22 protein-coding genes and 1 tRNA gene are annotated in these 25,559 nt (G+C 57.3%); 8 read left to right on the forward strand and 15 right to left on the reverse strand.

Annotation, left to right across the window (positions count from 1 at the left end; genetic code table 11):
- Positions 1-345: 345 nt before the first annotated feature.
- From AOA61_RS27865 to AOA61_RS27885, 5 genes are all read right to left on the reverse strand, one after another.
- A tRNA-Gly gene (locus AOA61_RS27865) sits at positions 346-421 on the reverse strand.
- A gap of 60 nt (positions 422-481) precedes the next feature.
- A complete protein-coding gene (pgsA, locus tag AOA61_RS27870) occupies positions 482-1,042 on the reverse strand; it encodes a CDP-diacylglycerol--glycerol-3-phosphate 3-phosphatidyltransferase (protein ID WP_032886611.1) in 561 nt (186 codons plus the stop codon).
- Between the two features lie 32 nt (positions 1,043-1,074).
- Complete coding sequence (uvrC, locus tag AOA61_RS27875) at positions 1,075-2,898, reverse strand: excinuclease ABC subunit UvrC (RefSeq protein WP_095186526.1); 1,824 nt, start codon at positions 2,896-2,898, stop codon at positions 1,075-1,077.
- Position 2,899: 1 nt separating this feature from the next.
- The gene (gene uvrY / locus AOA61_RS27880; RefSeq protein ID WP_032886613.1) at positions 2,900-3,541 is read right to left on the reverse strand and encodes a UvrY/SirA/GacA family response regulator transcription factor; all 642 of its coding nucleotides are present in this window, start codon (positions 3,539-3,541) and stop codon (positions 2,900-2,902) included.
- Between the two features lie 151 nt (positions 3,542-3,692).
- The gene (locus AOA61_RS27885) at positions 3,693-4,058 is read right to left on the reverse strand and encodes a helix-turn-helix domain-containing protein (RefSeq protein WP_032886614.1); all 366 of its coding nucleotides are present in this window, start codon (positions 4,056-4,058) and stop codon (positions 3,693-3,695) included.
- A gap of 82 nt (positions 4,059-4,140) precedes the next feature.
- Between AOA61_RS27885 and AOA61_RS27890 the strand changes: the two genes are divergently transcribed.
- A complete protein-coding gene (locus AOA61_RS27890; RefSeq protein ID WP_032886615.1) occupies positions 4,141-4,380 on the forward strand; it encodes a DNA-binding protein in 240 nt (79 codons plus the stop codon).
- Between the two features lie 35 nt (positions 4,381-4,415).
- Here the strand turns inward: AOA61_RS27890 and AOA61_RS27895 are convergent, their stop codons facing one another.
- Both AOA61_RS27895 and AOA61_RS27900 read right to left on the reverse strand, forming a co-directional pair.
- Positions 4,416-4,841: a GNAT family N-acetyltransferase gene (locus AOA61_RS27895; protein WP_095186524.1), complete on the reverse strand. Its 426-nt coding sequence runs from the start codon at positions 4,839-4,841 to the stop codon at positions 4,416-4,418.
- Positions 4,842-5,591, reverse strand: a complete 750-nt coding sequence (locus tag AOA61_RS27900; protein WP_032886618.1) for a carbon-nitrogen hydrolase family protein — start codon at positions 5,589-5,591, stop codon at positions 4,842-4,844.
- Positions 5,592-5,737: 146 nt separating this feature from the next.
- Here AOA61_RS27900 and AOA61_RS32450 point away from each other — a divergent pair, with 146 nt between their 5' ends.
- The 3 genes from AOA61_RS32450 (at position 5,738) to dkgB (ending at position 8,268) form a co-directional block, all read left to right on the forward strand.
- Complete coding sequence (locus AOA61_RS32450; protein ID WP_256583508.1) at positions 5,738-5,872, forward strand: hypothetical protein; 135 nt, start codon at positions 5,738-5,740, stop codon at positions 5,870-5,872.
- 341 nt (positions 5,873-6,213) lie between these two features.
- Complete coding sequence (locus AOA61_RS27905; protein ID WP_032886619.1) at positions 6,214-7,278, forward strand: 3-deoxy-7-phosphoheptulonate synthase; 1,065 nt, start codon at positions 6,214-6,216, stop codon at positions 7,276-7,278.
- A gap of 171 nt (positions 7,279-7,449) precedes the next feature.
- On the forward strand, positions 7,450-8,268 hold the full coding sequence (gene dkgB, locus AOA61_RS27910) for a 2,5-didehydrogluconate reductase DkgB (RefSeq protein ID WP_099603163.1): 819 nt from the start codon (positions 7,450-7,452) through the stop codon (positions 8,266-8,268).
- Here the strand turns inward: dkgB and AOA61_RS27915 are convergent.
- The 7 genes from AOA61_RS27915 to AOA61_RS27945 all read right to left on the reverse strand — a co-directional run bounded on the left by AOA61_RS27915 (position 8,265) and on the right by AOA61_RS27945 (position 18,186).
- Complete coding sequence (locus tag AOA61_RS27915) at positions 8,265-8,687, reverse strand: hypothetical protein (RefSeq protein ID WP_032886621.1); 423 nt, start codon at positions 8,685-8,687, stop codon at positions 8,265-8,267. The two genes, dkgB and AOA61_RS27915, sit on opposite strands and share 4 nt — an antisense overlap.
- A gap of 134 nt (positions 8,688-8,821) precedes the next feature.
- On the reverse strand, positions 8,822-12,439 hold the full coding sequence (locus AOA61_RS27920) for a transporter substrate-binding domain-containing protein (RefSeq protein ID WP_099603164.1): 3,618 nt from the start codon (positions 12,437-12,439) through the stop codon (positions 8,822-8,824).
- A 1-nt stretch (position 12,440) separates the two neighbouring features.
- Positions 12,441-13,070, reverse strand: coding sequence for a response regulator transcription factor (locus tag AOA61_RS27925; RefSeq protein WP_032886624.1), 630 nt, complete (start codon positions 13,068-13,070; stop codon positions 12,441-12,443).
- Positions 13,071-13,351: 281 nt separating this feature from the next.
- Positions 13,352-14,068: an MgtC/SapB family protein gene (locus AOA61_RS27930; protein WP_032886625.1), complete on the reverse strand. Its 717-nt coding sequence runs from the start codon at positions 14,066-14,068 to the stop codon at positions 13,352-13,354.
- A 16-nt stretch (positions 14,069-14,084) separates the two neighbouring features.
- Positions 14,085-16,790 carry a magnesium-translocating P-type ATPase gene (gene mgtA / locus AOA61_RS27935; protein ID WP_099603165.1) on the reverse strand — a complete coding sequence of 902 codons (2,706 nt, stop codon included), beginning with the start codon at positions 16,788-16,790 and terminating at the stop codon, positions 14,085-14,087.
- 442 nt (positions 16,791-17,232) lie between these two features.
- The gene (locus AOA61_RS27940; protein ID WP_099603166.1) at positions 17,233-17,826 is read right to left on the reverse strand and encodes a GNAT family N-acetyltransferase; all 594 of its coding nucleotides are present in this window, start codon (positions 17,824-17,826) and stop codon (positions 17,233-17,235) included.
- A 15-nt stretch (positions 17,827-17,841) separates the two neighbouring features.
- Positions 17,842-18,186 carry an FKBP-type peptidyl-prolyl cis-trans isomerase gene (locus AOA61_RS27945; protein ID WP_095186520.1) on the reverse strand — a complete coding sequence of 115 codons (345 nt, stop codon included), beginning with the start codon at positions 18,184-18,186 and terminating at the stop codon, positions 17,842-17,844.
- Between the two features lie 204 nt (positions 18,187-18,390).
- Here AOA61_RS27945 and AOA61_RS27950 point away from each other — a divergent pair, with 204 nt between their 5' ends.
- The 3 genes from AOA61_RS27950 (at position 18,391) to AOA61_RS27960 (ending at position 22,532) form a co-directional block, all read left to right on the forward strand.
- On the forward strand, positions 18,391-20,340 hold the full coding sequence (locus AOA61_RS27950; RefSeq protein WP_099603167.1) for an FAD-dependent oxidoreductase: 1,950 nt from the start codon (positions 18,391-18,393) through the stop codon (positions 20,338-20,340).
- Positions 20,341-20,460: 120 nt separating this feature from the next.
- The gene (locus tag AOA61_RS27955) at positions 20,461-21,348 is read left to right on the forward strand and encodes a nitrilase family protein (protein ID WP_099603168.1); all 888 of its coding nucleotides are present in this window, start codon (positions 20,461-20,463) and stop codon (positions 21,346-21,348) included.
- A gap of 14 nt (positions 21,349-21,362) precedes the next feature.
- Positions 21,363-22,532 carry a hypothetical protein gene (locus AOA61_RS27960; RefSeq protein WP_178075223.1) on the forward strand — a complete coding sequence of 390 codons (1,170 nt, stop codon included), beginning with the start codon at positions 21,363-21,365 and terminating at the stop codon, positions 22,530-22,532.
- 364 nt (positions 22,533-22,896) lie between these two features.
- Here the strand turns inward: AOA61_RS27960 and AOA61_RS27965 are convergent, their stop codons facing one another.
- Entirely contained in the window at positions 22,897-23,865 is a 969-nt protein-coding gene (locus tag AOA61_RS27965) for a hypothetical protein (RefSeq protein ID WP_032886629.1), read from the reverse strand.
- A 195-nt stretch (positions 23,866-24,060) separates the two neighbouring features.
- Here AOA61_RS27965 and AOA61_RS27970 point away from each other — a divergent pair, with 195 nt between their 5' ends.
- Positions 24,061-25,557, forward strand: a complete 1,497-nt coding sequence (locus AOA61_RS27970; protein WP_095186527.1) for a PAS domain S-box protein — start codon at positions 24,061-24,063, stop codon at positions 25,555-25,557.
- Positions 25,558-25,559 lie beyond the last annotated feature (2 nt).

The following is a 25,559-nucleotide window of genomic DNA, read 5'->3' on the forward strand; positions in this document are numbered from 1 at the left end:
CCGCTGCATCGGGACCTGGTTCGTGATGAAGGCTTCTGCGAAGGTGGTGTGAACATTCACTACCTGGAACACAAACTAGCGGATCAGCATGGGTGACAAGCCGTCAAAGTTGCTGAGTTCCTGTTAGGAAGTCAGCACCTAATGCTCCTCCGGTAACCTGAAGAGGCAAGCCAACATACGATTTCCAGGCGCCCCGTAAAAACGCCATAAGACACCACTCAAACGTACGGGATTACCCTGGTTTACAGTGGTTTTGCGCAGAAACGAAAAAAGACGCCGAAGCGTCCATTCCATAAATCACAGGCAAAAAAAAGCCACTCTATTGAGTGGCTTTTTCGTAATGCTTGGAGCGGGAAACGAGACTCGAACTCGCGACCCCGACCTTGGCAAGGTCGTGCTCTACCAACTGAGCTATTCCCGCTTGGTGATGCGCATTCTATAGAATCCTGAGCACCAGTCAACCTCTTGATTCAAAAAAGTTTTATTTCTTTTCAACAGTAGTGCGCAGATGTGGCCAGGCAGCGCGCAGATACTGGAGCATCGACCACAGGGTCAGACCGGCGGCGATAAGCAGCAAGGCGTAGCCCAGCAATACCCAAAAGGAGAAATCCGACGGGTTCGCCAGCAGGATGACCAGCGCGAGCATTTGCGCGGCAGTTTTCCATTTCCCCATGTTGGACACGGCTACGTGGGCGCGGGCGCCAATTTCGGCCATCCATTCGCGCAGAGCCGAGACGACGATCTCACGACCGATGATCACCGCGGCCGGCAGTGTCAGCCACAGATTACCGTGCTCTTGCACCAGCAGGACCAGAGCGACAGCCACCATCAGCTTGTCGGCCACGGGGTCCAGGAACGCGCCAAAAGGCGTGCTCTGCTCCAAGCGGCGGGCCAGGTAGCCGTCAAGCCAGTCGGTGGCAGCCGCAAAGGCGAACACCGAACTGGAGGCCAAGTAGCTCCATTCGTACGGCAGATAGAACAACAAAATGAAAATCGGGATAAGCAAGACGCGTAGAACGGTGATCAGATTAGGGATATTCATCGGCACAACTGGCTACGAGGTGGAAAGGCATTCTATTCGCTGTGCAGATTCGCATAAATCAGCTCAGCGAGCTTTTTACTGATACCGGGTGCTTTGGCTATCTCGTCAATGCTGGCACGGGACAGCTCCTGCAAGCCACCAAAATGTTTAAGCAAGTCGCGACGTCGCGTCGGGCCGACCCCGGCCACCCCTTCCAGAGTTGAGGTTCGCCGGGTTTTGCCACGGCGGGCGCGGTGGCCGGTAATGGCGAAACGGTGAGCTTCGTCGCGAATCTGTTGAATCAAATGCAGCGCGGGCGAATCGCCCTTCAAAGTGAACTCATGGGCGGCATCATTCAAGTACAACGTCTCGAAACCCGCTTTGCGTGTGGCCCCCTTGGCCACGCCGAGCAGGATCAGGTCAGGTACCGCCAGCTCGTTGAGCACGTCGCGGGCCATGGACAGTTGCCCCTTGCCGCCGTCGACCAGAAGGATATCCGGCAACTTGCCCTCCCCGTCCTTCAACTTACTGAAGCGGCGCGTGAGAGCCTGGTGCATGGCGGCGTAGTCATCGCCGGCGGTCACACCTTCGATGTTGTAGCGCCGGTAGTCGGACTTAATCGGCCCTTCCGGACCAAACACCACACAGGAGGCTACGGTGGCCTCGCCGCTGGAGTGGCTGATGTCGTAGCACTCCAGGCGCTGTGGTGGCTCGTCCAGATTGAGGACTTCGGCCAGGGCGTCGAAACGTGCGGCCACATGCTGTCGGTTGGCCAGGCGCGCACTCAGGGCCTGCTCGGCATTGGTCACCGCCAATTGCTGCCAACGCGCGCGGGTGCCGCGTACGCGGTGGCTGATGTCCAGCTCGCGGCCACGCAGTTCGTGGATCGCCTCGATCAAGGTGGGGAAGTCTTCGTGCACTACGTTGACGATCAGCTCCGACGGCAGGTCGCGCTCAGGGCTGCTCACGTAGTACTGGCCCAGGAAGGCGGCCATGACTTCGGCCACTTCCTCGTCGATACCGGTCTGCGGGAAGAAGTTCTTGCTGCCGAGCACTCGCCCGCCGCGCACACTGATCAGGTGCACACAAGCGCCGCCCGGGTTGACGAAGGCCGCGATCACGTCAACGTCGCCGGTGCCACCTTCCATGCTTTGTTGGTCCTGGACACGGCGCAGCAAGGAGATCTGGTCGCGTAGCTCCGCAGCCCGCTCAAAATCCAAGGTACTCGCCGCCTGCTCCATGGCTGCCGATAGCTCATCGGTGAGCGCATTGCTGCGTCCTTCTAGGAACATCACCGAATGGCGCACATCCTCGGCGTACTCCGACGGTTCCACCAAGCCCACACAGGGCGCCTTGCAGCGTTTGATCTGATATTGCAGGCAAGGCCGCGTGCGATTCTTGTAGAAACTGTCTTCACACTGGCGCACAAAAAAGGTTTTTTGCAGCAGGCTCAAGCTTTCACGAATTGCCCCAGCGCTGGGATAAGGCCCGAAGTACTTGCCCTTCGCCTTCTTCGCCCCGCGGTGAATGCTCAGGCGCGGGAAATTACCGTCCGATAAAAACACATAGGGGTAGGATTTATCGTCACGCAGCAGAATGTTGTAGGGCGGCCGCCATTCCTTGATCAGCGTCTGCTCAAGCAACAGCGCTTCGGTCTCATTGGCGGTGATGGTGGTTTCGACCTGGGCGATGCGCGCTACCAGGGCGGCGGTTTTCGGCGCGAGACCGCTCTTGCGAAAATAGCTCGCCAGACGATTCTTCAGGTTCTTGGCTTTGCCGACGTAAAGCAGGCGGGCCTCGCTGTCGAACATGCGGTACACGCCAGGGCGGCCACTGCAGGTTGAGAGAAAGGCACTCGGATCAAACGGTGTGGTCATGTCAGGCGCTGGCGTCCACCATGCCGTGGCGCACCGCGAGCAGGGTCAATTCAACATCACTGCTGATGGCGAGCTTCTCGAAAATGCGATAGCGGTAGGTATTAACGGTCTTGGGTGAGAGGCACAGTTTGTCGGAGATCGTCTGGACCTTCTGGCAACCGACGATCATCAAGGCGATCTGGATTTCCCGCTCCGACAGTGCATCAAACGGCGAGTCGCTGACAGGCTGGAAGGACTTGATGGCCAACTGCTGAGCAATCTGCGGGCTGATGTAGCGCTGGCCGGCAAACACCAGGCGAATGGCTTGGACCATTTCCGCCAATCCTGCCCCTTTAGTGAGGTAACCCGCAGCACCAGCCTGCAGCAGACGTGTCGGGAACGGGTCTTCCTCGCACACAGTCACCACCACGACTTTGATGTCCGGATGGCTGCGCAGCAATTTGGTCGTTGCACCAAGACCGCCGATCCCAGGCATCTTGACGTCCATCAACACCACATCGGGTTTCAACTCCCGGGCCTTAATCAGGGATTCCTCCCCCGACTCGGCCTGGCCGACTACTTGCAGGCCATCGATGTCAGCCAGCATTCGTGTAATGCCTGTACGAACGAGATCATGGTCATCGACTACTAGCACCCTAATCAAGCAGACACCTCGCGAAATGGTCTTATAGGTTGCCGAACACCTTAGCAAAAAACCAAGGCGCAGACCTAGTTGCACGCGTCATATATATGGAGTTTGGTTAAGCGACGACCACCCGCCGGGAGGCGGATGGCTCAATTTGCTGGGCGAAGCGTCAGGAATCCTGGGGGTTTGGCTTGGCTTTTCCATTCATCGAGGATGAATGCTCGGCCAAAGTAGAGGTCAGGCGACGGATCGCAGCCTGGTCTTCCTTGAACATTGCGCGGTAATCCCCGAGTACCTTCTCTTCGATGTGGCTCAGGTTTTCCAATTGAATCGGCGTGGCTGCGCCAGTCAAAACGTACAGCACATCCACACCTCTCGCGGCGACGCGAGACAAGTAGTCCGCTTTAGGTGCACGTCCTCCACTTTCGTATTTACCTTGTGCGTTGGCTTCAACGCCTCCGATTTCACCAAATACTTTTTGCGACAGACCAAGTCGCTCCCTTTCTTGCCTCAAACGCAAACCGATTCCACTCATTTGGATGTATGATCCTGTTTGGCACACCCCAAGAGGTGACACTCTCATCCCTTATTTAAACAAACTTGAACGGTTTTGAACTATGCCCGGAATCCGTACCGCAGCACAAGCCAAGGCCTGGCTGGAACACCAAGGCAAGTCAGTTCAAGCGTTCGCTCGAGAACATGGCGTCGATCCGGCAACCACCTATCAAGTGCTCGCTGGGCGCAAAAAGGGACGGCGTGGGGAGGCCCACAAGGTAGCGGTCCTTTTGGGTATGAAAGAAGGGATTATCCTTTCTGAGGCTGATGGCCAAAACGCCGATCAGGAAGTCAACTCCTGAAGCCAGTATGCGCTTATTAGGATTGAACGCATGGTTTAGCTGCAGACACGCTCCATACGCAAGAAGTAGTCTTCTTCGCCCACGATATTGAATCCCATACGCAGATAAAGTTTTTTGGCCGGATTCGTCTTGAACACGGTCAGGCGCAACAGGCCCAGCACCTGCGCCTTGAGCGTCATCTGCGCCAATACCCAACTCCCGGCGCCGATCCCGCGACAGTCTTCGAGCAGATGCAACTCCCGAATGTAGAGCGCCCGGCTATCACGGCTCAGACTGATAAACCCCAAAACGGTGTCGTCCCGGCAAATCAGCCAGTTTTCCCGACCTGCCCACGCGGTGTCGAAGCCATCGTTGGACCACCACAACCCGTACTGAACGTAATAGCGGGCCATGGCTTGTTGGGTCAGCGTTCGTGCAAAGGACAGGTCCTGGTCGGTCGCAGCGCGCAGGTGAAAGGCCATTTACAGAGCTATCACTTGGCTGGTCCAACGCTCGGCGTGGCGACTCGCAATCAGCAGCGCATTCCCTACCCCGGGCACAACAGCAAGCAAACTGCCATCGGCGGCCCAGATCGCACTGCGACCCGCGCAGGCCCAGCCACCCGAAGGCCCACCATGATTCGCCATCAACACCAGCAAGCCATATTCAGCGGCGTAGCCTTGGAGCAGCGCACTGTCAGTTGCGTAGCCGCCTTCACTGATCAGCACACCGGCGGCATAGACAGTGGCGCCCACTTGCGCCGCAGCACGCGGATGACTGGCGTGGGAAAAGTCTGCACACACCGCCAGTGAAATCCGGTCAGCCCCAAATTCAACAACAGCACCGCCCTGCCCTGGGACAAACGCGGCTTCTTCGCCGTCATGCAGATGTTGCTTGGTATAGACCGCCAGGGAGCCGTCCGCGCCCAGCACCAGAGCACCGATCAACACACCCGCCTCTGGCGCCAGTCGGATCGGCATACCCACCACCGCCGTCAGTCGCAGCTCCTGCGCCATTTCCCGCAAGGGCGCCAGCACCCGATCCTCTGGCGCAATCGCCAGTTCAGCGGCCAGCGACGGCTCATAGCCCGTCAACGACAACTCGGGGAATACCAGCAATTGCACCCCCTGCTCCGCTGCGGCACGCATAAATGCCAAATGACGTTCGATGTTTGCCGGCACATCGCCCGCAATGGAAATGGATTGAGCAGCAGCAAGGCTGAAGGCAGTCATGGTCGCGTCCAAGCAATCGGTATGTGAGTGTGACCAGCATATCGGCACTCACCCCATAGCCGTAAGTACCCCCATACAATAGAAATTACTGATTGAATCTCCCTGCTTGCCTCTAGTAAGCTCCGACCATCATTTGGAGACACACCATGTTGCAACTCACCCACACTCAGGTTTGCACTGCTGCCAGCGCCCAGCGCTCGGTGTCGGCTACCCGTGTGAACGGTTCGAGCGCACTGGTCAGCTTTTATTTTGGGTATTGGTTTAGCCACTGCCGCGCCTGATACCTGAAATCGGCGCCCACTACTCAAGGGGTCGCCTACCAGAGAAATCTAACCCCCGGTCGGCTCCCCGACCGGGGGTTTTGTTTTTCAGGCCTCCATACACTTTTCAACTTGGTCAAGAACACTTAAAGGAATCACGACATGAACTACGCCACCTATTACCGCTACGACACTTGCACTGCATGGCGATTTAGCAAGCTCCGCTCGGGACAGCCTGCCGCCTCCGATCGGTCACCTATTGGTGGCAAGCCAACACACGTAGCCGATACGGCCAATTGTCGAACACCCCAGTAGGCCAAGCGCGCGGGAATAGCCCGCCGCTTGACCAGGAAGCAATGAATATGAACTCCTCCGTCGCCGCTCTACCCGTTGCCGCTCTGACTTGCGCCAATGAAACCCTGACCCAGCGTCTGCCCAGCTCCCTTGAGCTCAAGCACCAACTGCCCCTCAGCCCGTTCCTCACTGAACAGATCCACGCCCATCGCCAAGCCGTGCGCGCCATCCTCAATGGCGAAGATTCCCGCTTGCTGGTGATCGTCGGCCCATGCTCGATCCACGACCCGGAATCGGCCATGGAATACGCCCGCAACCTGAAGAAACTGGCCCTTGAGGTCAGTGATCAGATGTTGCTGGTGATCCGCGCCTACGTCGAAAAACCACGCACGACGATCGGCTGGAAAGGCCTGGCCTACGATCCTCGCCTGGATGGCAGTGATGACATGGCCGCCGGTTTAACCCTGTCACGCGAACTGATGCGCGAGATGCTGCGCCTGGGCCTGCCCGTCGCCACTGAACTGCTGCAACCCATGGCCGCCGGCTACTTCGATGACCTGCTCAGTTGGGTGGCGATTGGCGCGCGCACCACGGAATCACAGATCCACCGCGAAATGGCCAGCGGCCTGGGCATGCCCGTGGGCTTCAAGAACGGCACCGACGGCGGCGTCGCGATCGCCTGTGACGCCATGCGTTCGGCGTCCCATCCGCACCGTCACTTCGGCGTCGACAGCCAGGGCCACCCGGCCATCATTCAGACCTCAGGTAACCCCGATACCCACCTGGTGCTGCGCGGTGGTCACCGTGGGCCGAACTACGATGCTCAGAGCGTGGCTGAGGTGAAGCACGGCCTGACCCAATCCAAGGTCATGCCACGGATCATGGTCGATTGCAGCCACGCTAACAGCGGCAAGGATCCACTGCGTCAGCCGGCCGTCTTCAATGACGTGCTGGAGCAACGCTTGCAGGGTGACACCTCGCTGATCGGCATGATGCTCGAAAGCCATTTGTTCGAAGGCTGCCAGCCGTTGAGCCCTTCGATGAAATACGGTGTGTCAGTGACAGACGGCTGCCTGGGCTGGACCGCCACCGAGCAGTTGTTGCGAGCGGCTGCCGAGCGCCTGCGCGCTTAAGATTGATCGTTCAAGGCGCTGCTACAGTGGGTACAGCGCCTCATGCCCCAGCCCCACACACTTGCCATTCGTGACATTCAGTCAAGAGTCCTTTTCGGATTCGACTGTGTTTGCAAAGGAACGACGAGGGGATACTTGACTCCATTGCCTACAGCCCTAATGGAGTTACTGATGTCTATCCTCACGCAAAAAGTCCCCGCCTTCGGCCTCGGCACCTTTCGCCTGCAAGGCCAAGTGGTAATCGAATCCGTCAGCACCGGCCTTGAACTGGGCTACCGGGCCATCGACACCGCGCAAATCTACGAGAACGAAGCAGATGTTGGCCAAGCTATCGCCGACAGTGGCATCCCAAGGGGTGAGCTGTTTATCACCAGCAAGATCTGGATCGCCAATTTCGCCGAAGGCCAACTGATCCCAAGCCTCAAGGAAAGCCTGCGCAAGCTCAAGACCGATTACCTGGACCTGACCCTGATCCACTGGCCGTCGCCGGAAGACCAAGTGCCCGTCGCCGAGTTCATGGGGCAGTTGCTGGAAGCCAAACGCATGGGCCTGACGCGCCAGATTGGTATTTCCAACTTCACCATCGACCTGATGAAGCAGGCCATCGCAGCCGTGGGCGCCGAGCACATCGCTACCAACCAAATCGAACTGCACCCCTACCTGCAAAACCAGCACGTCGTGGATTTTGCCACCGCCAACGGTATCCAGATCACCTCGTACATGACTCTGGCTTACGGCGAAGTGCTCAAAGACCCCGTGATCCAGCAGATCGCGAAGCACCACCAAGCCACCCCGGCACAAGTCGCCCTGGCCTGGGCCATGCAGTTGGGTTACGCGGTCATCCCTTCGTCAACCAAACACGCCAATCTGGAAAGCAACCTCAAGGCCATGCAGCTGACCTTGAGCCCTGCCGATATGGCGCAGATTGCCGGGCTGGAACGTGGCCACCGCTTGACCAGCCCCAAGGGCATCGCGCCGAAGTGGGACTAAACCCCCGCCACCGTTTTGCGCGATAACTCGCGCAGCCACGGCAACACCCGCAGGCCGACCGTGGCCTCGGGTGGGTCGATAATGTCCATGAAGTGTTCGAGATTGACGTTGTCCGGCACACCGGGAAGCCGTACCACCACCGCCGATGTTGCGCCGCAGGGTGCCCCCAAATCCAGGTGATCGTAGACCAGTACATGGCGCACCTGGGGCTGGGGCCCGCAGCCATGGGTTATCAAACCCGCGCTGATAATCAGCACGTCAAAGGGTTCGGCTGGGATAGCCGTGAGTATCTGGACTTCTTCGAAGGTTTGTACCGGCACGATCCGGTGGTACCCCAACTGATTGAGCATTTTTTCGATGTACAACCGTTGCAGGTGTTGTTCATCAGCAATCAGGATGGTCAGTGCTTTGTTCGGCATGGCAAACACCTGGGCAGGCAGCGCTCGTCAGTGAGCGACGCCTATTTTCCAGACATATCCCGAAGACAAAATCAGGCATATTCCCGCTTCGCGTAGGAGTTCTCCCAAATCAACCGAATGGCCCTCCTCCTCAGTCAAGCCTGATTGCCATAACGACTCAGGCTGTGCTGCAACTGTTCGATGGCCGCGTCTACGGACTCAACTGCAGCGTCCAACGCCCCCCTATCACGCCGCTCACATGCGCCCTCCAAGGTCTCGCAGCAGGAGGTCAGCACCTCAGCCTTGACCAAGCGCGCGCCTCCTTTGACACGATGAGCCAGGTCGTGAAGCTTGGCGAAAGCGCCTTGCCCTTTCAGCGTCGACAGCAAAGCACGGTCCTCTTCGAGGCTGTCCAGCAAAGGCGTCAGCAGCTCGCTGAGAGCATCGTCATCGCCCTGCGTCAGCGTGAGCAGCGGGCTTAAATCAAACGCTGCTCCGGCGTTATCCGTGGCGACTCCGGCGGTCCGTGATGCCAAGGCCAAGCGCAAGTCCTCAAGGCCGGTAGGTTTAAACAGGCAACCGTCCATGCCTGCTTGCCGGCAGCGTTCAGCCTCTTGCGGCAGTGCGTTGGCGGTGAACCCAAGTAACAGGCACGGCGTCAACCCAAGCTGGTGCTCTTGTGCACGAATGTCACGCGCCAACGCGTAACCGTCCTTGAAGGGCATATTGCAATCGGTGATCACGCCATCAAAATGTCCGGCCTGCCACAGTGCAAATCCTTGGGCACCGTCCTCTGCCGAAGTGATGCGATGCCCTAGAAAACTCAGTTGTCGAGCCAGTAACAAGCGGTTGGCTGGGTAATCATCCACCACCAGAATGTTTAACCCACGGGCAGGCGGTATATGCGGGACCGGTGCAGAGACCGGCAGGGCGGTGGTCATCGCAAGCGCCAATGTCACGTCCACTCGCGTGCCCTTGCCCAGCACGCTGCTCAAATGCAGTTGACCACCCATCATCTCGCACAGGTTACGGCTGATCACCAACCCCAGACCCGACCCACTTCGCCCTGGCTGCTCATTATTACTGCCTTGGATAAAGGGGTTGAACAAGCGCTGCTGGTCTTCGGCGCTGATGCCAATGCCCGAATCCTCCACCCACAACCGCACGTTCAGTTGGTCACTGTCCAACACAGGTACGCCCTGGGCGCCCAGCGACACTTGACCGGAGGCGGTGAACTTGATCGCATTGCCCAATAAATTGGACACCACCTGCTTGAAGCGCAGCGGGTCGACGATCACGGGTCGATCTATCAACGGGTCAAGTTCCACTCGCAGCAACAGGCCCTTGTCCCTCGCCAACCCCTCAAACACCCGCGCCACGGAGGCCAACAGTTCGTGCAGATTGGCTGGCTCCAGGCTAAGGGAAAGGTGGCCGGATTCGATCCGTGCAATGTCGAGAATATCGCCGATCAACTCCAGCATGCCCCGGGACGCCACCGACGCGACCTCCAGCGCATCCCGGTCAGCCCTGCCCTGTTCGGCATTCTTCAGCGCCAGCTCGATCATGCCGATCACTGCGTTCATGGGAGTGCGGATTTCATGACTCATGGTCGCCAGGAACGTAGTCTTGGCACGATTGGCCGCGTCAGCCTCCTCCTTCGCTTCCTGCAACTGGCGCAACAGGCGCTGGCGCTCGCTGACATCCACCCAGCCCGCAATCATGCCCACGACACTGCCATTGCTATCGCGGTACGGGAGCATCCACTGGTAAATGGTCAGAACGCCACCACCCGGCACCTTGAGCACGCGGTCATGGATCTGCGGCTCACCCAACTCCATCAAACGCAAATAATCGGCATGAAACGAACGAGCCTGGGGCGGGTTACCTGTATCGGTTTCCACCACTGTCTTACCGATGACGTCTTCCAACTTGAACCCGAATACATCGAGATAGGCGTTATTGCAGGCCATCAAGCGACCCAGGCGATCACGCACATAAATGGGGTGCGGCGTGCCATCAATCAGCACACTCATAAAACGCATCTGGTCGCTCAAAGCACGTTCGGCCTGGGCGCGTTTGCGAATCAGATTACGCAGGTAGAACACCCAGCCCAGCGTCACCAGCAACAGCAGCGCGGCTAAGCCGAACCCTTGGATAATCATATTGCGGTGACGCATCCAGTAGTTGTCTTCGATGATGATCTCGCTGCGCCAATGGTTGGTCAGCTCATCCATTTCTTCGGGTGAAATGCTCAACAACGCCTTGTCGAGGATCGAGTACAACTCCAGTTCGCTGCGGTTGACTCCAAACGTAATCCGCGCAGGCTCCCTCCCGACCGTACTGGTGATACGCAAACGCTTAAGGTAATGGCGCGCGATCATGTAGCGCGCGCTGATCAGCGAAACCGCCGTCGCATCGACGCTGCCATTGGCCACCCATTCCATTGCCTGCTCAGGGTTCTGCGCGTCGACAAACCCGATATTGGGATAGTCCTTGGCGATTTGTGCGACCAGGCTGTCGCCGCTAACGATTGCCAGGCGCTTGCCGGGCATATCTTCCAGGGTCACCAGTTGCTCGTCGTCGGCACGCACCACCAACACATAGGGGTTGGACAGGTAAGGTCGGGTAAAACGGATCTTTTCGGACCGCTCGGCACTCGGGGTGACGACCGCCAGCATGTCCACACGACCGGCGCTGGCCTGATCAATTTGCGCGGGCAACGAACTGCCGCGCTCCACATCGAACTTCAAGCCTGTGCGCAAACTGATGCGCGACAGTACTTCGGCGCTCAACCCTTCGAATTGCCCCTGCCCGTTGAAAAAAGACAGCGGCACAAACTTGTCGAGCACCGCGATTTTCACCCGAGGGTTCTTCTCCAGCCAGCGTTGCTCGCTTTCACTTAAGCGCAGCTGATCCGCCTCCAGAAACCCGCTGCCACCGGCACTCCAACGACGTAGGATTTCCAGCTGCTGGCTGGCCGGAACGTCGGCCAAAGCAGCGTTGATGATGCCCAACAGGCGTGTATTGTCCTTGGCGAATGCGAACCCGAAAGGGTTGACCTCCAGTGCGGAAAAATCCGCCATGCGCACGTTGTTGAGGTGGTTCTTGTTGATCAAATAACGAGTGCTGATAGCGTCCCCCAGGTACACATCGGCCTGGCCGAACGCGACAGCACCTATGGCTTCGAAGGCCGAGGCAAATAAGAGCAACTGTGCATTGGGATAAAACGTCTGAACGGCGTCGGGCTGCATGTAGTGGTAGAGCATCGCCACGCGCTTACCCGAAAGGTCAGCTTTCAGCGCCTGGCTTTCCCCTGCGCGCGTTACCAGCGCAGGTTGGTCATTAGCGTAAGAACGGGACAGTACCAACTCCGAGTCAGCCGCCTCATAGCCATTGGCCGACCCCACAAAATCTACCTCGCCGGCCTTGAGGGCATCGATCACCTCATCGCGGGTGTCGTACCGCTTCACGTCGATCGAGACATTCAGTGCCTGGGCGACCAGTGCCGCATAATCGGCGGTGATGCCCTCCAATTCATCGTTATTGCTGCTCAGGTCAAAGGGGGCGAAATCAGGGGCCGACACGCCCATCGACAGCGTGCGCCGCTCGCGCAGCCAGCGCCAGTCGGCCTCGTCCAACACTACAGAAGGGTTTGCAAAAGTGGAGTGACCCAGCAGTCTCAGGTCGCGGGGTGCTTCGATGGCCATCGCCGCCCAAGGCAACAGCCCCATCAGCAGGATGGCCGCGTGTTTCGCCAGCCGGGAGGTAATCATTTCAGATCAGATGATTGCGCTGGGCAAACTTGGACAGATGAACCACCGAGGACATGCGCAACTTCTCCTTGAGCCGCGTTTTGTAGGTACTGATGGTCTTATGGCTCAACAGCATGTCCTCGGCGATCTCCTTGTTACCCAGGCCCAGCGCCAGCTTTTGCAAAACCGTCAATTCGCGGTCAGACAGCGCCGCCACCAACTCCTGCTCAGTGGACTGCAAATCGTCGCGACGCACCGAACTGGTGGGCAGGCTGGGGAAGCAACTGTAGCCAGACCTGATCGCCCTGATCGCCTTCTGCAGCTCATCAAGTTCACCTGTCTTGGCGACAAACCCCATCGCACCAGCGCGCATGCAACGAGTCGAAAAGAACACCGCCAGATAAGAGGTCAGCACCAGGATCCTGCAAGGCAGCTCCAGCGCCTTGATCCGGCTGATCACCTCCAACCCACCGAGCTTAGGCATCGCCAGGTCAAGAATGATTAGGTCAGGGCGGGTTTCGCGAGCAATCTGCATGGCGTCAGCGCCGTTACCCGCCTGGTAGATTTTGTCGAAGCCCTCCTGCTTCAGCAGATATTTGACGGTGGCGCGTATAAAAGGGTGGTCATCCACTATTAAAGCTTTGTTGCTCATAAGACTCCCCTGAGAAGATCAGTACGCTTACATATCACGCGAGACCCAACTACCTGTGAAAAGTAACAGTTCCGACAAACGGTGCTGATTACTCCCTACAACAACTCAGGCAGTAAAGGCCCCTCCTTTTGAAAAAAACAGTAAACACGTAAAGCCGCGCCTTGATTCCTGAGCAGGCGCAAGCGCGCAACCTTAACAACCGACTGTTTTTTCCAATGAAGGGATAATCTCGACTAAATGTAGGACTTTTCCTCGGCACAGCAAGGTTGAGTCATCGAACGTTACTCGGTGGTACTCGGGCTCCAGAAGGCCTGTACCACCAGCGTCGACCTGGAAATCCGCACCACCAGGGCGTCCAACTCGTCACCGTCGACCGACGTCACCGCCAGTGTGGCTTCGATTTCAACCTCCTCGGTGCCGAACGGACGCACGTCGACATCACTGGCAGGGTAGTTACAGCGCGCGAGTTCGGATTCCAGCAACGCCAATACCGCGGTTTGCTGGGTACGTCGGGCAATCACATACAGGATGTTGGTGACTTCCGCCGACACCACATCCAGCGGCTGGCGGTTGATGTTATTGACGATTGGCCGCAGCAAGGTATTGGCCGCCAGCACAAACAGCGTGCCCAGCAACGCTTCGAGCACCAGGTCGGCACCGGCACACGCCCCCACGGCCGCCGACGCCCACAGCGTGGCGGCGGTATTGAGGCCACGCACATTGCCTTCTTCGCGCATGATCACGCCGGCACCAAGAAAGCCGATGCCCGACACCACATACGCAACCACTCGCACCGCGCCTTCCGCGCCACCGAGTCGGTTGGCCATGTCGACAAAAATCGCTGCCCCCACCGCCACCAGCACATTGGTGCGCAGGCCCGCCGTGCGCTGCCGGTACTGGCGCTCGAAACCGATCAGGCCACCGAGGATAAACGCGGCGGTGAGGCTGACCAGGGTGTCAATCAGGGAGTTGAGGTTGATGTTGTTGATTGCTTGCATAGGAGAGCTTCCCTATTCATTGCCAGCCAAACTTACGGATGTAATAGCCCTTCACCGCTTGGGTCAGCGCCATGTACGCCAGCAGGATCACCGGCAAAAACATAAAGTACAGCGACGGCAGCGCCTGTAATTTGAAGTAGTGCGCCAGCGGGCCCATTGGCAGGAAAATCCCCACGGCCATGATCACGCCCGTCATCACCATCAACGGCATCGCCGCACGGCTTTGCAGGAACGGGATTTTCGGGGTGCGAATCATGTGCACGATCAGCGTCTGGGTCAGCAGCCCCACCACAAACCAGCCCGACTGGAACAGCGTCTGATGGTCTGGTGTGTTGGCATCGAACACGTACCACATGAGTGCGAACGTGGTGATGTCAAAGATCGAACTGATAGGCCCGAAAAACAGCATGAAGCGCCCCACATCCCCCGGCTGCCAGCGTTGCGGCTTGGCCAGCATCTCGTCATCGACGTGGTCGAACGGGATCGCAATCTGGGAAATGTCATACAGCAGGTTTTGCACGAGCAGGTGCATCGGCAGCATCGGCAGAAACGGGATAAACGCACTCGCCACCAGCACCGAGAACACGTTGCCGAAGTTGGAGCTGGCGGTCATTTTGATGTACTTGAGCATGTTGGCAAAAGTGCGGCGGCCCTCCAGCACGCCCTCCTCCAGGACCATCAGGCTCTTTTCCAACAGGATGATGTCGGCCGCTTCCTTGGCGATGTCCACCGCGCTGTCCACCGAAATACCGATGTCCGCCGTGCGCAGCGCCGGTGCATCGTTGATGCCGTCGCCCATGAAACCCACCACATGCCCGTTGGCCTTGAGCAGGCGCACAATGCGCTCCTTATGGCTGGGCGTCAGCTTGGCGAACACATTGGTGGTTTCCACGGCCCTGGCCAACTCAGCGTCAGTCATGTCTTCGATGTCGTTGCCCATCAACAGACCTTGTTGCTCCAATCCCACTTCGCGGCAGATTTTTGCAGTGACCAGTTCGTTATCACCGGTCAGTACTTTGACCGCAACACCGTGGGCTTTCAGGGCTTTCAGCGCAGGCGCGGTGCTTTCCTTGGGCGGGTCGAGGAAGGCCACATAGCCGATCAATGTCAGGTTGTTCTCATCTGCCAAGCTGTAGGTGTCGCGCCCAGGTTCCATCGGTTGCGCAGCCACGGCCACCACACGCAGGCCTTCTTCATTGAACGCTGCGGTCACTTGGCGAATGCGCGCCAACAGCTCATCGGTGAGTGCTTCGTTGGTGTCGCCGTGGCGCACGCTGTTGCACACCGAGAGGATCTCCTCCACGGCGCCCTTGCAGATCAGCAGGTGCGGCAAGCCTTGCTCGGCGACGACCACCGACATACGGCGGCGGTTGAAGTCGAATGGGATCTCGTCGACCTTATGGAAGGCGGTGCCGACTTTAAGCTCGCGATGCACCTCCACATGTTCCAGCACCGCCACGTCCAGCAGGTTCTTCAGGCCAGTCTGGTAGTAGCTGTTGAGGTAGGCCATTTCCAATACGTCGTCGGATTCTTCACCCCACACATCCACATGGCGCGCCAGGAAAATCTTGTCCTGGGTCAGGGTGCCGGTCTTGTCGGTGCACAGCACGTCCATCGCGCCGAAGTTCTGGATCGCGTCCAGGCGCTTGACGATGACCTTCTTGCGCGACAAAAACACCGCGCCCTTGGCCAGGGTGGACGTGACGATCATCGGCAGCATTTCCGGGGTCAGCCCCACGGCAATCGACAGCGCGAACAGCAGCGCCTCGGTCCAGTCGCCCTTCGTGAAGCCGTTGATAAACAGCACCAACGGCGCCATCACAAACATAAAGCGGATCAGCAACCAACTGACTTTGTTCACCCCATGCTGGAACGAAGTGGTAGCGCGATCAGTGGCGGTCACGCGCTGGGCCAGGGCACCGAAGTAGGTGTTGTTGCCGGTGGTCAGGATCACCGCCGTCGCCGCACCGGACACCACGTTGGTGCCCATGAACAGGATGTTGTCCAGATCCAGAGGATTGCGGGTATTGGCGTCCTCATGCTGGGCGAACTTCTCCACCGGCATCGACTCACCGGTCATCGCCGCCTGGCTCACAAACAGGTCCTTGGCACTGAGCACGCGGCAATCGGCGGGAATCATGTCACCGGCCGACAGCACGATCAGGTCGCCGGGCACCAACTGCTTGATCGGCAACTCGACGCGCTTGGCCTCATCACGACGCAGCACCGTGGCGGTGTTGCTGACCATGGCTTTCAAGGCATCAGCGGCCTTGTTCGACTTGGCCTCCTGCCAGAAACGCAGCAGCGTCGAGAGCACCACCATGGAGAAAATCACCGTGGCGGCCTTCATGTCTTCGGTCAGCCAGGAGATCACCGCCAGCAAGGTCAGCAACAGGTTGAAGGGGTTTTTGTAGCAGTGCCACAGATGCACCCACCACGGCAGCGGCTGCTCGTGCTCGACTTCATTGAGGCCGTGTTGCACACGCAGGGCATCGGCTTCCTGGGTGTTCAAGCCCTCGGCATGACTGCCCAACGTGCCGAGCAATTGCGTGGTGCTGCTGTTGGCCGCGGCCACCAGGGTTTGCGCCAGGGTCGGCGGCACTTCGCGGCTGACGCTGGCGTCGGTGACGGTTTCGAGCATGGCCAGGCGACGGAAGTGCCGGGCGATGTGCCGGGTCCGCAGGAAGCCGGCGAAGAACTCTTTCAACAGAGTGAGGTTCATGGTGTTACTCCTGCGCGAGGAAAAACCGTCGTGCAGGCACTGCCGCTGCGCACCACGCCTGTCAGACAGGCGCAGTAAGCTTGGCCCGCCCGCCGCAAAAGGCAGGCGCGTCCGTAGCATCCTGAGGTCACTCAGGTGCTGGTCAGCGTCGATGAAAGAGGATCGAGACAGGACCAGAACTGGCCGCTGTCGGGATGCCGCTTCTCGCTTTGATGGCGAGACAACGGCATCGGATAAATGCGCGTTACCTTGCCAAGCCTATGCCGGTTACCGAAACCGGCCGACTACTGTCACTCGAACAAGTACCCACTGAGGGTCTCCGCTATTGATGAAAACGCGCGAAGCTTACGCCCCGACTTCAGGAGAGTAAACCGTAGGAAAGTTTCCGCAGGATGAATAAGAAGATTCTTCAGGATGGGTTCAGGTAGGCGTTTTCCTTAGCTCACTGAGGATCAAAATGTGGGAGGGCGCGATCCTGGGCAACCAATGCCAGATACTCATCAAGCTGCCCTTCGGCCAGAACCTTGACTTGGATCGACACATGGTTCACTTGGCGGCCCATCCTGATTCCCTCGCGGGTGCGCACCTCGACATAGCCGAGCTTCGGCCAGAAACGCTCGGCCTTGGTATTGCCAACAACCACTGTCAGCCGCAGCCACCGAGCGCCATTTTCGATCGCCCACGCTTGAAGATCCGCATGCACCTGCTGCGCCAGTCCAGTGCCATGAAAACGGGCATCTACCAGCAGCAGACCGATATGCCATACGCCATCTGCGAGCAAATCGGCCGCAATATTCACTACGGCGACCAGTTGCCCGTCCGCACCGCGATAACCCAACCAGTAGATCCGGCTGCAACGCCAGCCCGGCGGAAGCTGGTTCTGCAACGCTTCGTGCGCTTCGGTTGGCCTGGCAGGCTCGCCGTTAACCGCCATGAAGTAATCCGGCGCCCGCTCAAAAAAACGCTGGAGCTCAGCCTCATCGCCGGCCCCCAGTTCAACTATATAAACGTCCTTGATGGTGCAGTTGATATCCATATCGCTCGACTCTTCTCATTCATCCCGCGTCAGTACTTCCAACAACTCGATCTCAAAGCGCAGATTGCTGTTGGGCTTGATATGCGCGCCCATGGAGCGCTCGCCATAAGCCAGATGCGCCGGCACGTACAACGTACGCACACCACCCACCTGCATGCCCATCAAGCCCTGGTCCCAACCTTTGATGACACGACCGGTACCGATCACACACTGGAACGGCTTGCCCCGCTCCCAAGACGAATCGAACACCGTGCCATCTTCCAAGGTGCCTGTGTATTGAGTGGTGATCAGCGCGCCCTTGACGACGGCTTTGCCGGTGCCAGGGCGGGTGTCGGTGATCTGGAGTTCGTTGTTGCTCATGGGGGTTCTCGTTGAAGGCGTAGAGGGTGGGTTTTTCCCAGAATTGGGTGGGATTGGCAAGTGTGGGAACAGTTGACTTCGCAAGTTTCCCTTCGGCCTACGCATAATCACAACATACCCTAACCAAAAATCACATCCTGCTTATTTTCTTCCGCACTGCTCACGCTCAACCTATAAAACAACCCATTCAAACAGCAGATAAACATGACCATCGGATCTAATTTTAACTATCCCGCGGACATCGCTGAGCGACGTCATCGAGAAAAGCGCTCCACCGATAATAAATGGAGAGGTACGTTCCCGAACCCGCCAGATTTGTGCTTTGACTATCGTGCTTTAGTAGAACAGGAAAACGGCATCGCCACAGCGACTGATACCCTACATAAAATATGTATTATCGGCGCCGGAATCACCGGTTTAACGACAGCGCGCGAATTACATAGATGTGGCTTCACAAACATTACATTAATTGAAAAATCACAGCGTATTGGTGGTAGACATCTGACAGCGCTCGGAAAACATAATACGAATACCACCGGGCGGCCTCCCTTTGAGATGGGCGCAATGAGAATGCCCTTTTTCAACAAGTCAAACGAGCATCCGAAAGACGGTCGCTCGCTCATGGCCTATTACGCCAAAGAGTTCGAACTTGTCCATTCTGACTTCCCAAATCCTGGCAGCCCTACAGTCCAATCAACGGGAATATATCTGCGAGAGGGGAGCTTGGAGGGGGGCACAGAACCGACGATGCTAATCTGGAAAAATACGGATGGCAAAACAGCGCCGCCCGGTGAGTTATTGGGTGTCGTCTTTGCTAAGTGGAAAACATTTGCCGAGCGCATGACGCTAAAGGTATCAGAGCATTATGGCTCCAGAGGCTGGGAAAGCATGTGGGCTTCTATAGTCAAAAAATACGAAGGCATTTCATTCCGTGACTTGGTAAAGATGCCCGTCATAAACCATTGGCGCCAAAATGACCCTGGCAACTTTGGAGGAATGGGCATGACTTCGCAAGAATCTGCGATTTTCTACTCTATAGGAATTGGGGATGGCAGTTGGGGAGCCTTCTATGATGTTTGCTCGATATATCCCCTACGCACTGCAATATTTGGTTTTAGTAGCCATCTTCAGTTGATCCACGGACGTGTGGATGCGAAGGGAGTACCTGTCGCCTCACCTTACCTGGAAGCTTCAGAAACATACGACTCAGAGGGTCTTCGCTTCAACAAACCAAACTATGTAGGGCTTGCCTCTCTCGCCGAGTCCCTACTTTTTATAAAACCGGATGAAGTGAAGGAATCACTTTACGAGCACTTAATCAAAAGCCCCACAGGCTTACTAACCAGCAGCACCGTAATAAAGCTTGAAAAACTTGAGACTGGAAAGATAAGAGTTTACTTCGACCGTAGCGCCACACACCTAGACAAGGCCAAAACCAACTTCGTCGATGCAGACTCCGTTGTAATTACCCTTCCTTCATGGCTGATAGAAACACAAATATCACTCGAGAATTTTAGTCCAGAACTATTGCCACACGAAACAATTTCCGCTTACAAAACAGCACATTGGGAAACGAGCTGCAAAGTATATGCCCCACTCAAAAAATCATTTCTCTCACACAACAAAAACATACCTCAAGCTATTGTTACCGACAGCTTTATACATGACGTCTACATGTATCGCTACAACGACAACAGCACCTACGACTGCATACTCTTAAGCTATACCTGGGAAGATGACGCTACAAAACTATCATTATTCAACGATAAGGAGCTCGTCGACAAATGCATAGAAGAGTTAGACAGAATTCTTTTAAAGTCGGCAAATATAAAAGAAATTATCTCGCCTTACATCGGGCGCGAACAAGCAGTTGTTCAGCGATGGATGAATGATAAAAACTCCCTTGGTTGTGCGAAACTATATCGGGCAGGTACCTACTACGACGCTGTAGGCCTTATGAAATACAATAGAGACTTCTCTCACGTATCGGGCCTTTATTTTTGCGGTGAATCTTTCTCTGTTGATGCCGGGTGGACAGAGCCGTGTTTCAGAGGAGCCATCGATACTGTAATTAATATCTGCAGCAAAACCCGAGCAAACTTCAACGGTGGTTTCAGCCTGCGTGACTATCCTGAGTACAGAACGGAGAGCTAAATCAAAGTATAAGAAAGCGACTACAACGCAACAGGAACCATCTGACTACCCTTTAAACACTTCATCGCCTCTTATAAACATCCAACCAACCCCGGTTGCATAAAAATAAGAGGTCAACCCATGAGCGAACCAACAAGCCCTGCCCGCGTCGCCGTCATTCAGTTCGATCCCCAGGTGGGCGTGCGCAATCGAAGTGAAAACCTACGCCAGAGCCTCGTGCTGGCCACCGAAGCAGCAAACGGCGGTGCCAATCTGATCGTACTGCCCGAGCTTTCCAACTGCGGGTACTTCTTCAGCAGTCGCCAAGACGCCTTTGATCATGCGGAGACGGTACCCAGCGGGCAGAGCATGCGGGAGTGGATAGATTTTGCCCGTCAGCACAACGTGTATCTGGTGGCCGGTCTTAGCGAGATCGACGGGATGCAGCTGTTCAACACAGCGGTATTGATAGGTCCCGGTGGGTTTATAGGCAAGTACCGCAAGGCCCATTTGTGGAACCTGGAAAAACTCTGGTTCACCCCTGGAGATACTGGATTTCCGGTATTCGAAACGCCGATTGGTCGCATCGGCCTGCTGATTTGCTGGGACATCTGGTTCCCTGAGGTACCGCGCATTCTCAGTCAGCAAGGTGCCGATATCATTTGCAGTCTGAACAACTGGGTGTGGACGCCACCACCTCTTTTCGATGACGCCGGAAAGTGCATGGCGTCGTATTTGACGATGACAGCAGCCCATGTGAACAACGTGTTTATCGCTGCCGCCAGCCGCATCGGTGAGGAGCGGGATGCGCGCTACCTTGGATGCTCGCTGATCGCAGGAACCAATGGCTGGCCGATCGGCGCAGTCGCATCGGCAAATCGTCAGGAGATTTTGTTCGCCGATATCGACATCACCAGCGCCCGCAGCGCACCGATCTGGAACAGTCTCAACGATCTGCAAAGAGACCGACGCCATGATCTTTACGATCAGATGCTCGGATATTCCAAACACTCTGCCCTGCCTCGCTGAAAAGAGGGCATGCCATGGAAACCTTATTTGCCAAAAAAACCTTAACTGGCTCAAGAGCCGATACTACGGTTCTCATCGTAGGCTTGATCGTCAGCTCGCTGGTGCTGTGGGTCGTATTCAGCCATCGAGGCTCCTGGCCGGGATACAGCGAGATGATTACAGGCTTCCCCCATCCGGCCGCCTGGTTGCGGTGGGTAGTGGGAGATATCAGCGAGGTTGCCTTCTATAAACATGAACTTGCATCACTTGGCCTGTTGAGCGGCGCTTACCTTGCATGGTGGGCGAGCAAGCGCGAAAAAGCCTGGCAGGGTTTTTCCATTTGCTATGGCAGCGGATTATGGCCTTGGCTGATAACAAGTTCTTTGATCGGGTTGCTGCTAAGCAACGTGCTGTGGGGTTGGAGCGTCACCGCCGAAACCTGGCAGCCAACATTTGCGGCGTTTGTTTCGTTGCCAGCCGCGATGGTGTTGATGTTTGGCGGGGGTTGGAAAGTCGCACTCAATGGTGCGGTGCTGGGCGCGTTGCTGGTTACACCGGCATGCCTACTGCTCGTCAATTTCGTGTGCATTCCATTGGGATTGCCGGCAGTTATCGGCAATGTGCTTGGAATGGCGTCTGGAAGCGTTATCGCGTTTGCACTGTGTCGCCAGGTGCCATCGTTGGTGCGTTCAGACTACATCGCCCCCACTAGGCCATCACCCGCTCCACCGCAATCGTATGGCGTAATCTGGAGCCTGCGCCGCGTGTTGGCGGACTTTTCCGAAGCACCGTTTTTCGGGAATGAGCTAGCCAGCCTCGGGCTGTTAGCCGGGGTATTGCTCGCCTATGCACTCAACCCCATGAGTCCGGCCTATGGTTCAGGCTTGCTTCTACACTTGCTAGGTGCGCAGGCACTGACTTCTGCCATCGGGGTCGTGATCTGGCGACGCCAATGGATCAAGCGGGGTTGGTATCCAACCTATGTTCCCTTGGTATCTGTGGTACCCGCAGCCGTACTTACCCATGGTGGCAGTTGGATGGTGATTGGCTCTAGTGCAATGCTCGGCGCACTGATCGCACCACCATTGGCCTGTGCCATCGCATCTAAGTTGCCTGCTCACTTTCATCCGTACATCGGCAATGTGATGTCGATGGCATTGAGTACGTTGATGATTGTGCCGGTAGTGGGATGGTTGGGAACTTGACGGACGTGGGGGTCGATCGGTTGCCGAAATGCATGCGGCCGCATTAAGCAAGTACGCTTCAAGCAATACCCTGTGGCGAGTGAGCGTACCCGCTTGCCATAGGGATAACAGCAACCCTTTAAAGCCATTGCCAACATCGACTCCTGAACCTCACCCCAAGCATCCTTGCACCTCGCATAGTGGCCCGCATACATCTGCGAACGCGCCTGCACAAAAGAGAAGTATCAGTTAGACGCCTTTGCTTGCGCTCTAATGTCACCTTTGCGTGATGCGCGTAAAAAGGTCGCCCGTTTACGCGCATCACCATCAGGTCGAGCGTAGCTTCAACCCGTAAAGCGGCGTCCCTGCCACCTTATCGCCGGCCTTAAGCCAACGGCACGCGACGGTTAGTCAATGCCATGCGCCCTACAAAGAAGCTCAACGCCGCACCCAGCAACAGCATCGCCAGCGTGCTCCAGGCCGCGCGGGACAATTGCTTGGCCGCGACTTCACCTGCTTCACGGGCCTTCTGCTCAGCCTGCTGTTTCAGCTCGTCAACCTTCTGCATGGCTTGCTGATAAGCCTGGGCATAGTTGTCGACGATCTGTGTGGCTTCTTCCTTGCTCTTGCCGGTACGGGCAGCAACGATATTGACCAAGGCTTCTTTGTCAGCCGCGTTAAGCGCTGGCTCACCGGAGGCTTTGACGCGCTCAAACCACTGCTTCAGCGCATCGCCGGCCTGGGCAGGATCGGTCGCTGCGGTAGTCGCTGTCTGCTTGCCATCGGCGGCAGCCTGGTCGGTTTTCTGCTCGACATTGGCCGGGTCCAGCTCAGGCTTGCCACTTTGCTTGAGCAAGGTGTCCAGTTCGCCTTGCAGGCTTTTCCAGTCCAGCTGGATGCCCTGCTCGTTCAGTTGCTGCTTGACGCTATCGCTGATGCCAGGCGCGGCGGCGGCAATCCCGCTACCGGCAGCAGACAAGCCTTTACCAACCACGTTACCGGCGGTGCCAACCACACTGGCGGCCAAGCCTGCCAACAGCCAGGTGGTAAGCAAGGTGGTGACGGTCCAGGTCAGCACGCCGTGCAGGCCGCCACGATCCGGGGCCGTGCGGCCGGCGACGAAGGCACCCACACCGATGGCAAGTAATGTGGAGACAAACAGCCAGATCCCGGCCCCCGTGCCGAAACCGCTCAGCGGGTTACCGGCTTGCATCGGGTTAACCGCACTGGCACCGATGGCAGTGCCCAACACACTGAGGACCAGGTAGGTCACCAGGGCAATTGCACTACCGGCGAGCACCGAGCTCCAGGACACACGAAACAACGAGCGATTGGTTTCATAGACAGTGGTCATACAGAGGTCCTTCACATGTTGTTGAGGCAAGGCGAAATGCCTTGATGGATGGAGTCTGGCGAAACGACATACGTTCAGTCATGGCCCAAATGCACCAGTGCGCCTGGTGCATTCGCACTCCCCCGTACTCAGTTTCTTTGCACTATCGTGAAGGCAGGATGTCGTACGTCCATGCGCCCCTACACCGGAGAAATCATGACCCAGGATGTACTTGCCAAAGAAACCAACCGCCGCCAACTGCAGCAGATTATCTCCGGGCTCTCCGATGGGATTATCCTCGCGGAAGTCGACCAGACCATCCTGTGGGCCAATGAAGCCGCGCTGACCATGCACGGTGTGGATGACGTGGAGGCACTGGGTGCGAACGCCCAGGCCTACGCCGAGCGTTTTACCCTGCGTTATCGCAATAACCATCCCGTACAGCCGGATAGTTACCCATTGGCCCGCGCGGCGGCAGGCGATGAATTCAGCGACGTGGTGGTGGAAGTCACGCCCATCGCCGAGCCGGACAAAACCTGGGTCCACCGCCTGCGCAGCCTTGTGATCACTGACTCCCACGGCGAGCCGGAGTTACTGGTGTTGATCCTCAGCGACGCCACCGAATGGGCCAGCGCCGAGCAGCGCTTCGAAAAAACCTTCAACGCCAACCCCGCGCCCGCGGTGATTTGCCGCTTGAGCGACCTGCGCTACATCAAGGTCAACCAGGGCTTTTTGGAGATGACCGGCCACAACCGCGACCAGGTCATCGGCAAGTCCGTGTATGAACTGGATGTGCTGGAGCAGGCAGAGCGCAAAGACCTGGCCATCCAGCGCTTGGGCGAAGGCGCGACCATCCCGCAGATGCAGGCCGAACTGAAACTGCCCGAAGGCGGCAGCAAACTGGTGATCGTCGCCGGCCAGCCGCTGGACATGAACGAAGAAGACTGCATGCTGTTTTCGTTCACCGACCTTGAGCCTCGACGCAAGGCCGAAGTGGCCCTGCGCCAAAGTGAAGAACGTTTCGCCAAGTCGTTCCGCCTCACGCCGGTGCCCACGCTGGTGTGTAACGCCGCTAACCGCCAGGTGGTAGACGTCAACGAAGCCTTTATGAACATCACTGGCTATATCAGCGAAGAACTGATCGGTAAGTCCATCGAAGACATCGACTTTATCGACAGCCCCCAGGCAGGCACACAGTTGTTCACCACCCTGGAAAAAGCCGGCAACCTGGATGGCCAGGACCTCAAGGTGCGCAAAAAGGGCAACGAAGTGATCGACTGCGTGGTTTCCGCCGACACCGTGATCATCCAGGACGTGCCCTGCTACCTGCTGGTGCTGATGAACATCACCGAACGCAAGCGCTCGGAACTGGAGTTGGTGGCGGCCATCGAGGAAGTGATGCAGGACGCCTCTTGGTTCAGCCAGACCCTGATCGAAAAGCTGGCTAACGCCAAGAGCGTCAACAGCCCCAACCTGCCTAACGTCAACTTCACCGACCTCACCGCCCGCGAGCGCGATGTGCTGGGCTTGATCTGTGAAGGACTGGCCGACAAAGAGATCGCCTCACGCCTGAAACTGGCGCCCAACACCGTGCGCAACCACGTGGCCACTGTGTACTCCAAATTGGGGGTGCACAGCCGCAGCGCGGCCATCGTTTGGGCCCGCGAACGCGGGCTGTTCGCGAGTGAACTGCGTCTGAAAAACAAGCCCTGACA

The sequence above is a fragment of the Pseudomonas sp. 2995-1 genome (genome assembly GCF_002742505.1).
Classification (GTDB): domain Bacteria; phylum Pseudomonadota; class Gammaproteobacteria; order Pseudomonadales; family Pseudomonadaceae; genus Aquipseudomonas; species Aquipseudomonas sivasensis.

Excerpts from the sequence above, each read along its gene's own strand:
- AOA61_RS27890 (WP_032886615.1), top strand. The coding sequence starts at position 4,141 with ATGCCCGGAATCCGTACCGCAGCACAAGCCAAGGCCTGGCTGGAACAC.
- AOA61_RS27950 (WP_099603167.1), top strand. The coding sequence starts at position 18,391 with ATGACCATCGGATCTAATTTTAACTATCCCGCGGACATCGCTGAGCGA.
- AOA61_RS27970 (WP_095186527.1), top strand. The coding sequence starts at position 24,061 with ATGACCCAGGATGTACTTGCCAAAGAAACCAACCGCCGCCAACTGCAG.
- AOA61_RS27940 (WP_099603166.1), bottom strand. The coding sequence starts at position 17,826 with ATGGATATCAACTGCACCATCAAGGACGTTTATATAGTTGAACTGGGG.
- AOA61_RS27965 (WP_032886629.1), bottom strand. The coding sequence starts at position 23,865 with ATGACCACTGTCTATGAAACCAATCGCTCGTTGTTTCGTGTGTCCTGG.
- AOA61_RS27900 (WP_032886618.1), bottom strand. The coding sequence starts at position 5,591 with ATGACTGCCTTCAGCCTTGCTGCTGCTCAATCCATTTCCATTGCGGGC.
- AOA61_RS27930 (WP_032886625.1), bottom strand. The coding sequence starts at position 14,068 with ATGCAAGCAATCAACAACATCAACCTCAACTCCCTGATTGACACCCTG.
- AOA61_RS27915 (WP_032886621.1), bottom strand. The coding sequence starts at position 8,687 with ATGCCGAACAAAGCACTGACCATCCTGATTGCTGATGAACAACACCTG.
- AOA61_RS27885 (WP_032886614.1), bottom strand. The coding sequence starts at position 4,058 with ATGAGTGGAATCGGTTTGCGTTTGAGGCAAGAAAGGGAGCGACTTGGT.
- AOA61_RS27920 (WP_099603164.1), bottom strand. The coding sequence starts at position 12,439 with ATGATTACCTCCCGGCTGGCGAAACACGCGGCCATCCTGCTGATGGGG.
- AOA61_RS27895 (WP_095186524.1), bottom strand. The coding sequence starts at position 4,841 with ATGGCCTTTCACCTGCGCGCTGCGACCGACCAGGACCTGTCCTTTGCA.
- dkgB (WP_099603163.1), top strand. The coding sequence starts at position 7,450 with ATGTCTATCCTCACGCAAAAAGTCCCCGCCTTCGGCCTCGGCACCTTT.
- AOA61_RS27945 (WP_095186520.1), bottom strand. The coding sequence starts at position 18,186 with ATGAGCAACAACGAACTCCAGATCACCGACACCCGCCCTGGCACCGGC.
- mgtA (WP_099603165.1), bottom strand. The coding sequence starts at position 16,790 with ATGAACCTCACTCTGTTGAAAGAGTTCTTCGCCGGCTTCCTGCGGACC.
- AOA61_RS27960 (WP_178075223.1), top strand. The coding sequence starts at position 21,363 with ATGGAAACCTTATTTGCCAAAAAAACCTTAACTGGCTCAAGAGCCGAT.
- AOA61_RS27955 (WP_099603168.1), top strand. The coding sequence starts at position 20,461 with ATGAGCGAACCAACAAGCCCTGCCCGCGTCGCCGTCATTCAGTTCGAT.
- AOA61_RS32450 (WP_256583508.1), top strand. The coding sequence starts at position 5,738 with ATGTTGCAACTCACCCACACTCAGGTTTGCACTGCTGCCAGCGCCCAG.
- pgsA (WP_032886611.1), bottom strand. The coding sequence starts at position 1,042 with ATGAATATCCCTAATCTGATCACCGTTCTACGCGTCTTGCTTATCCCG.
- uvrC (WP_095186526.1), bottom strand. The coding sequence starts at position 2,898 with ATGACCACACCGTTTGATCCGAGTGCCTTTCTCTCAACCTGCAGTGGC.
- AOA61_RS27925 (WP_032886624.1), bottom strand. The coding sequence starts at position 13,070 with ATGAGCAACAAAGCTTTAATAGTGGATGACCACCCTTTTATACGCGCC.
- AOA61_RS27905 (WP_032886619.1), top strand. The coding sequence starts at position 6,214 with ATGAACTCCTCCGTCGCCGCTCTACCCGTTGCCGCTCTGACTTGCGCC.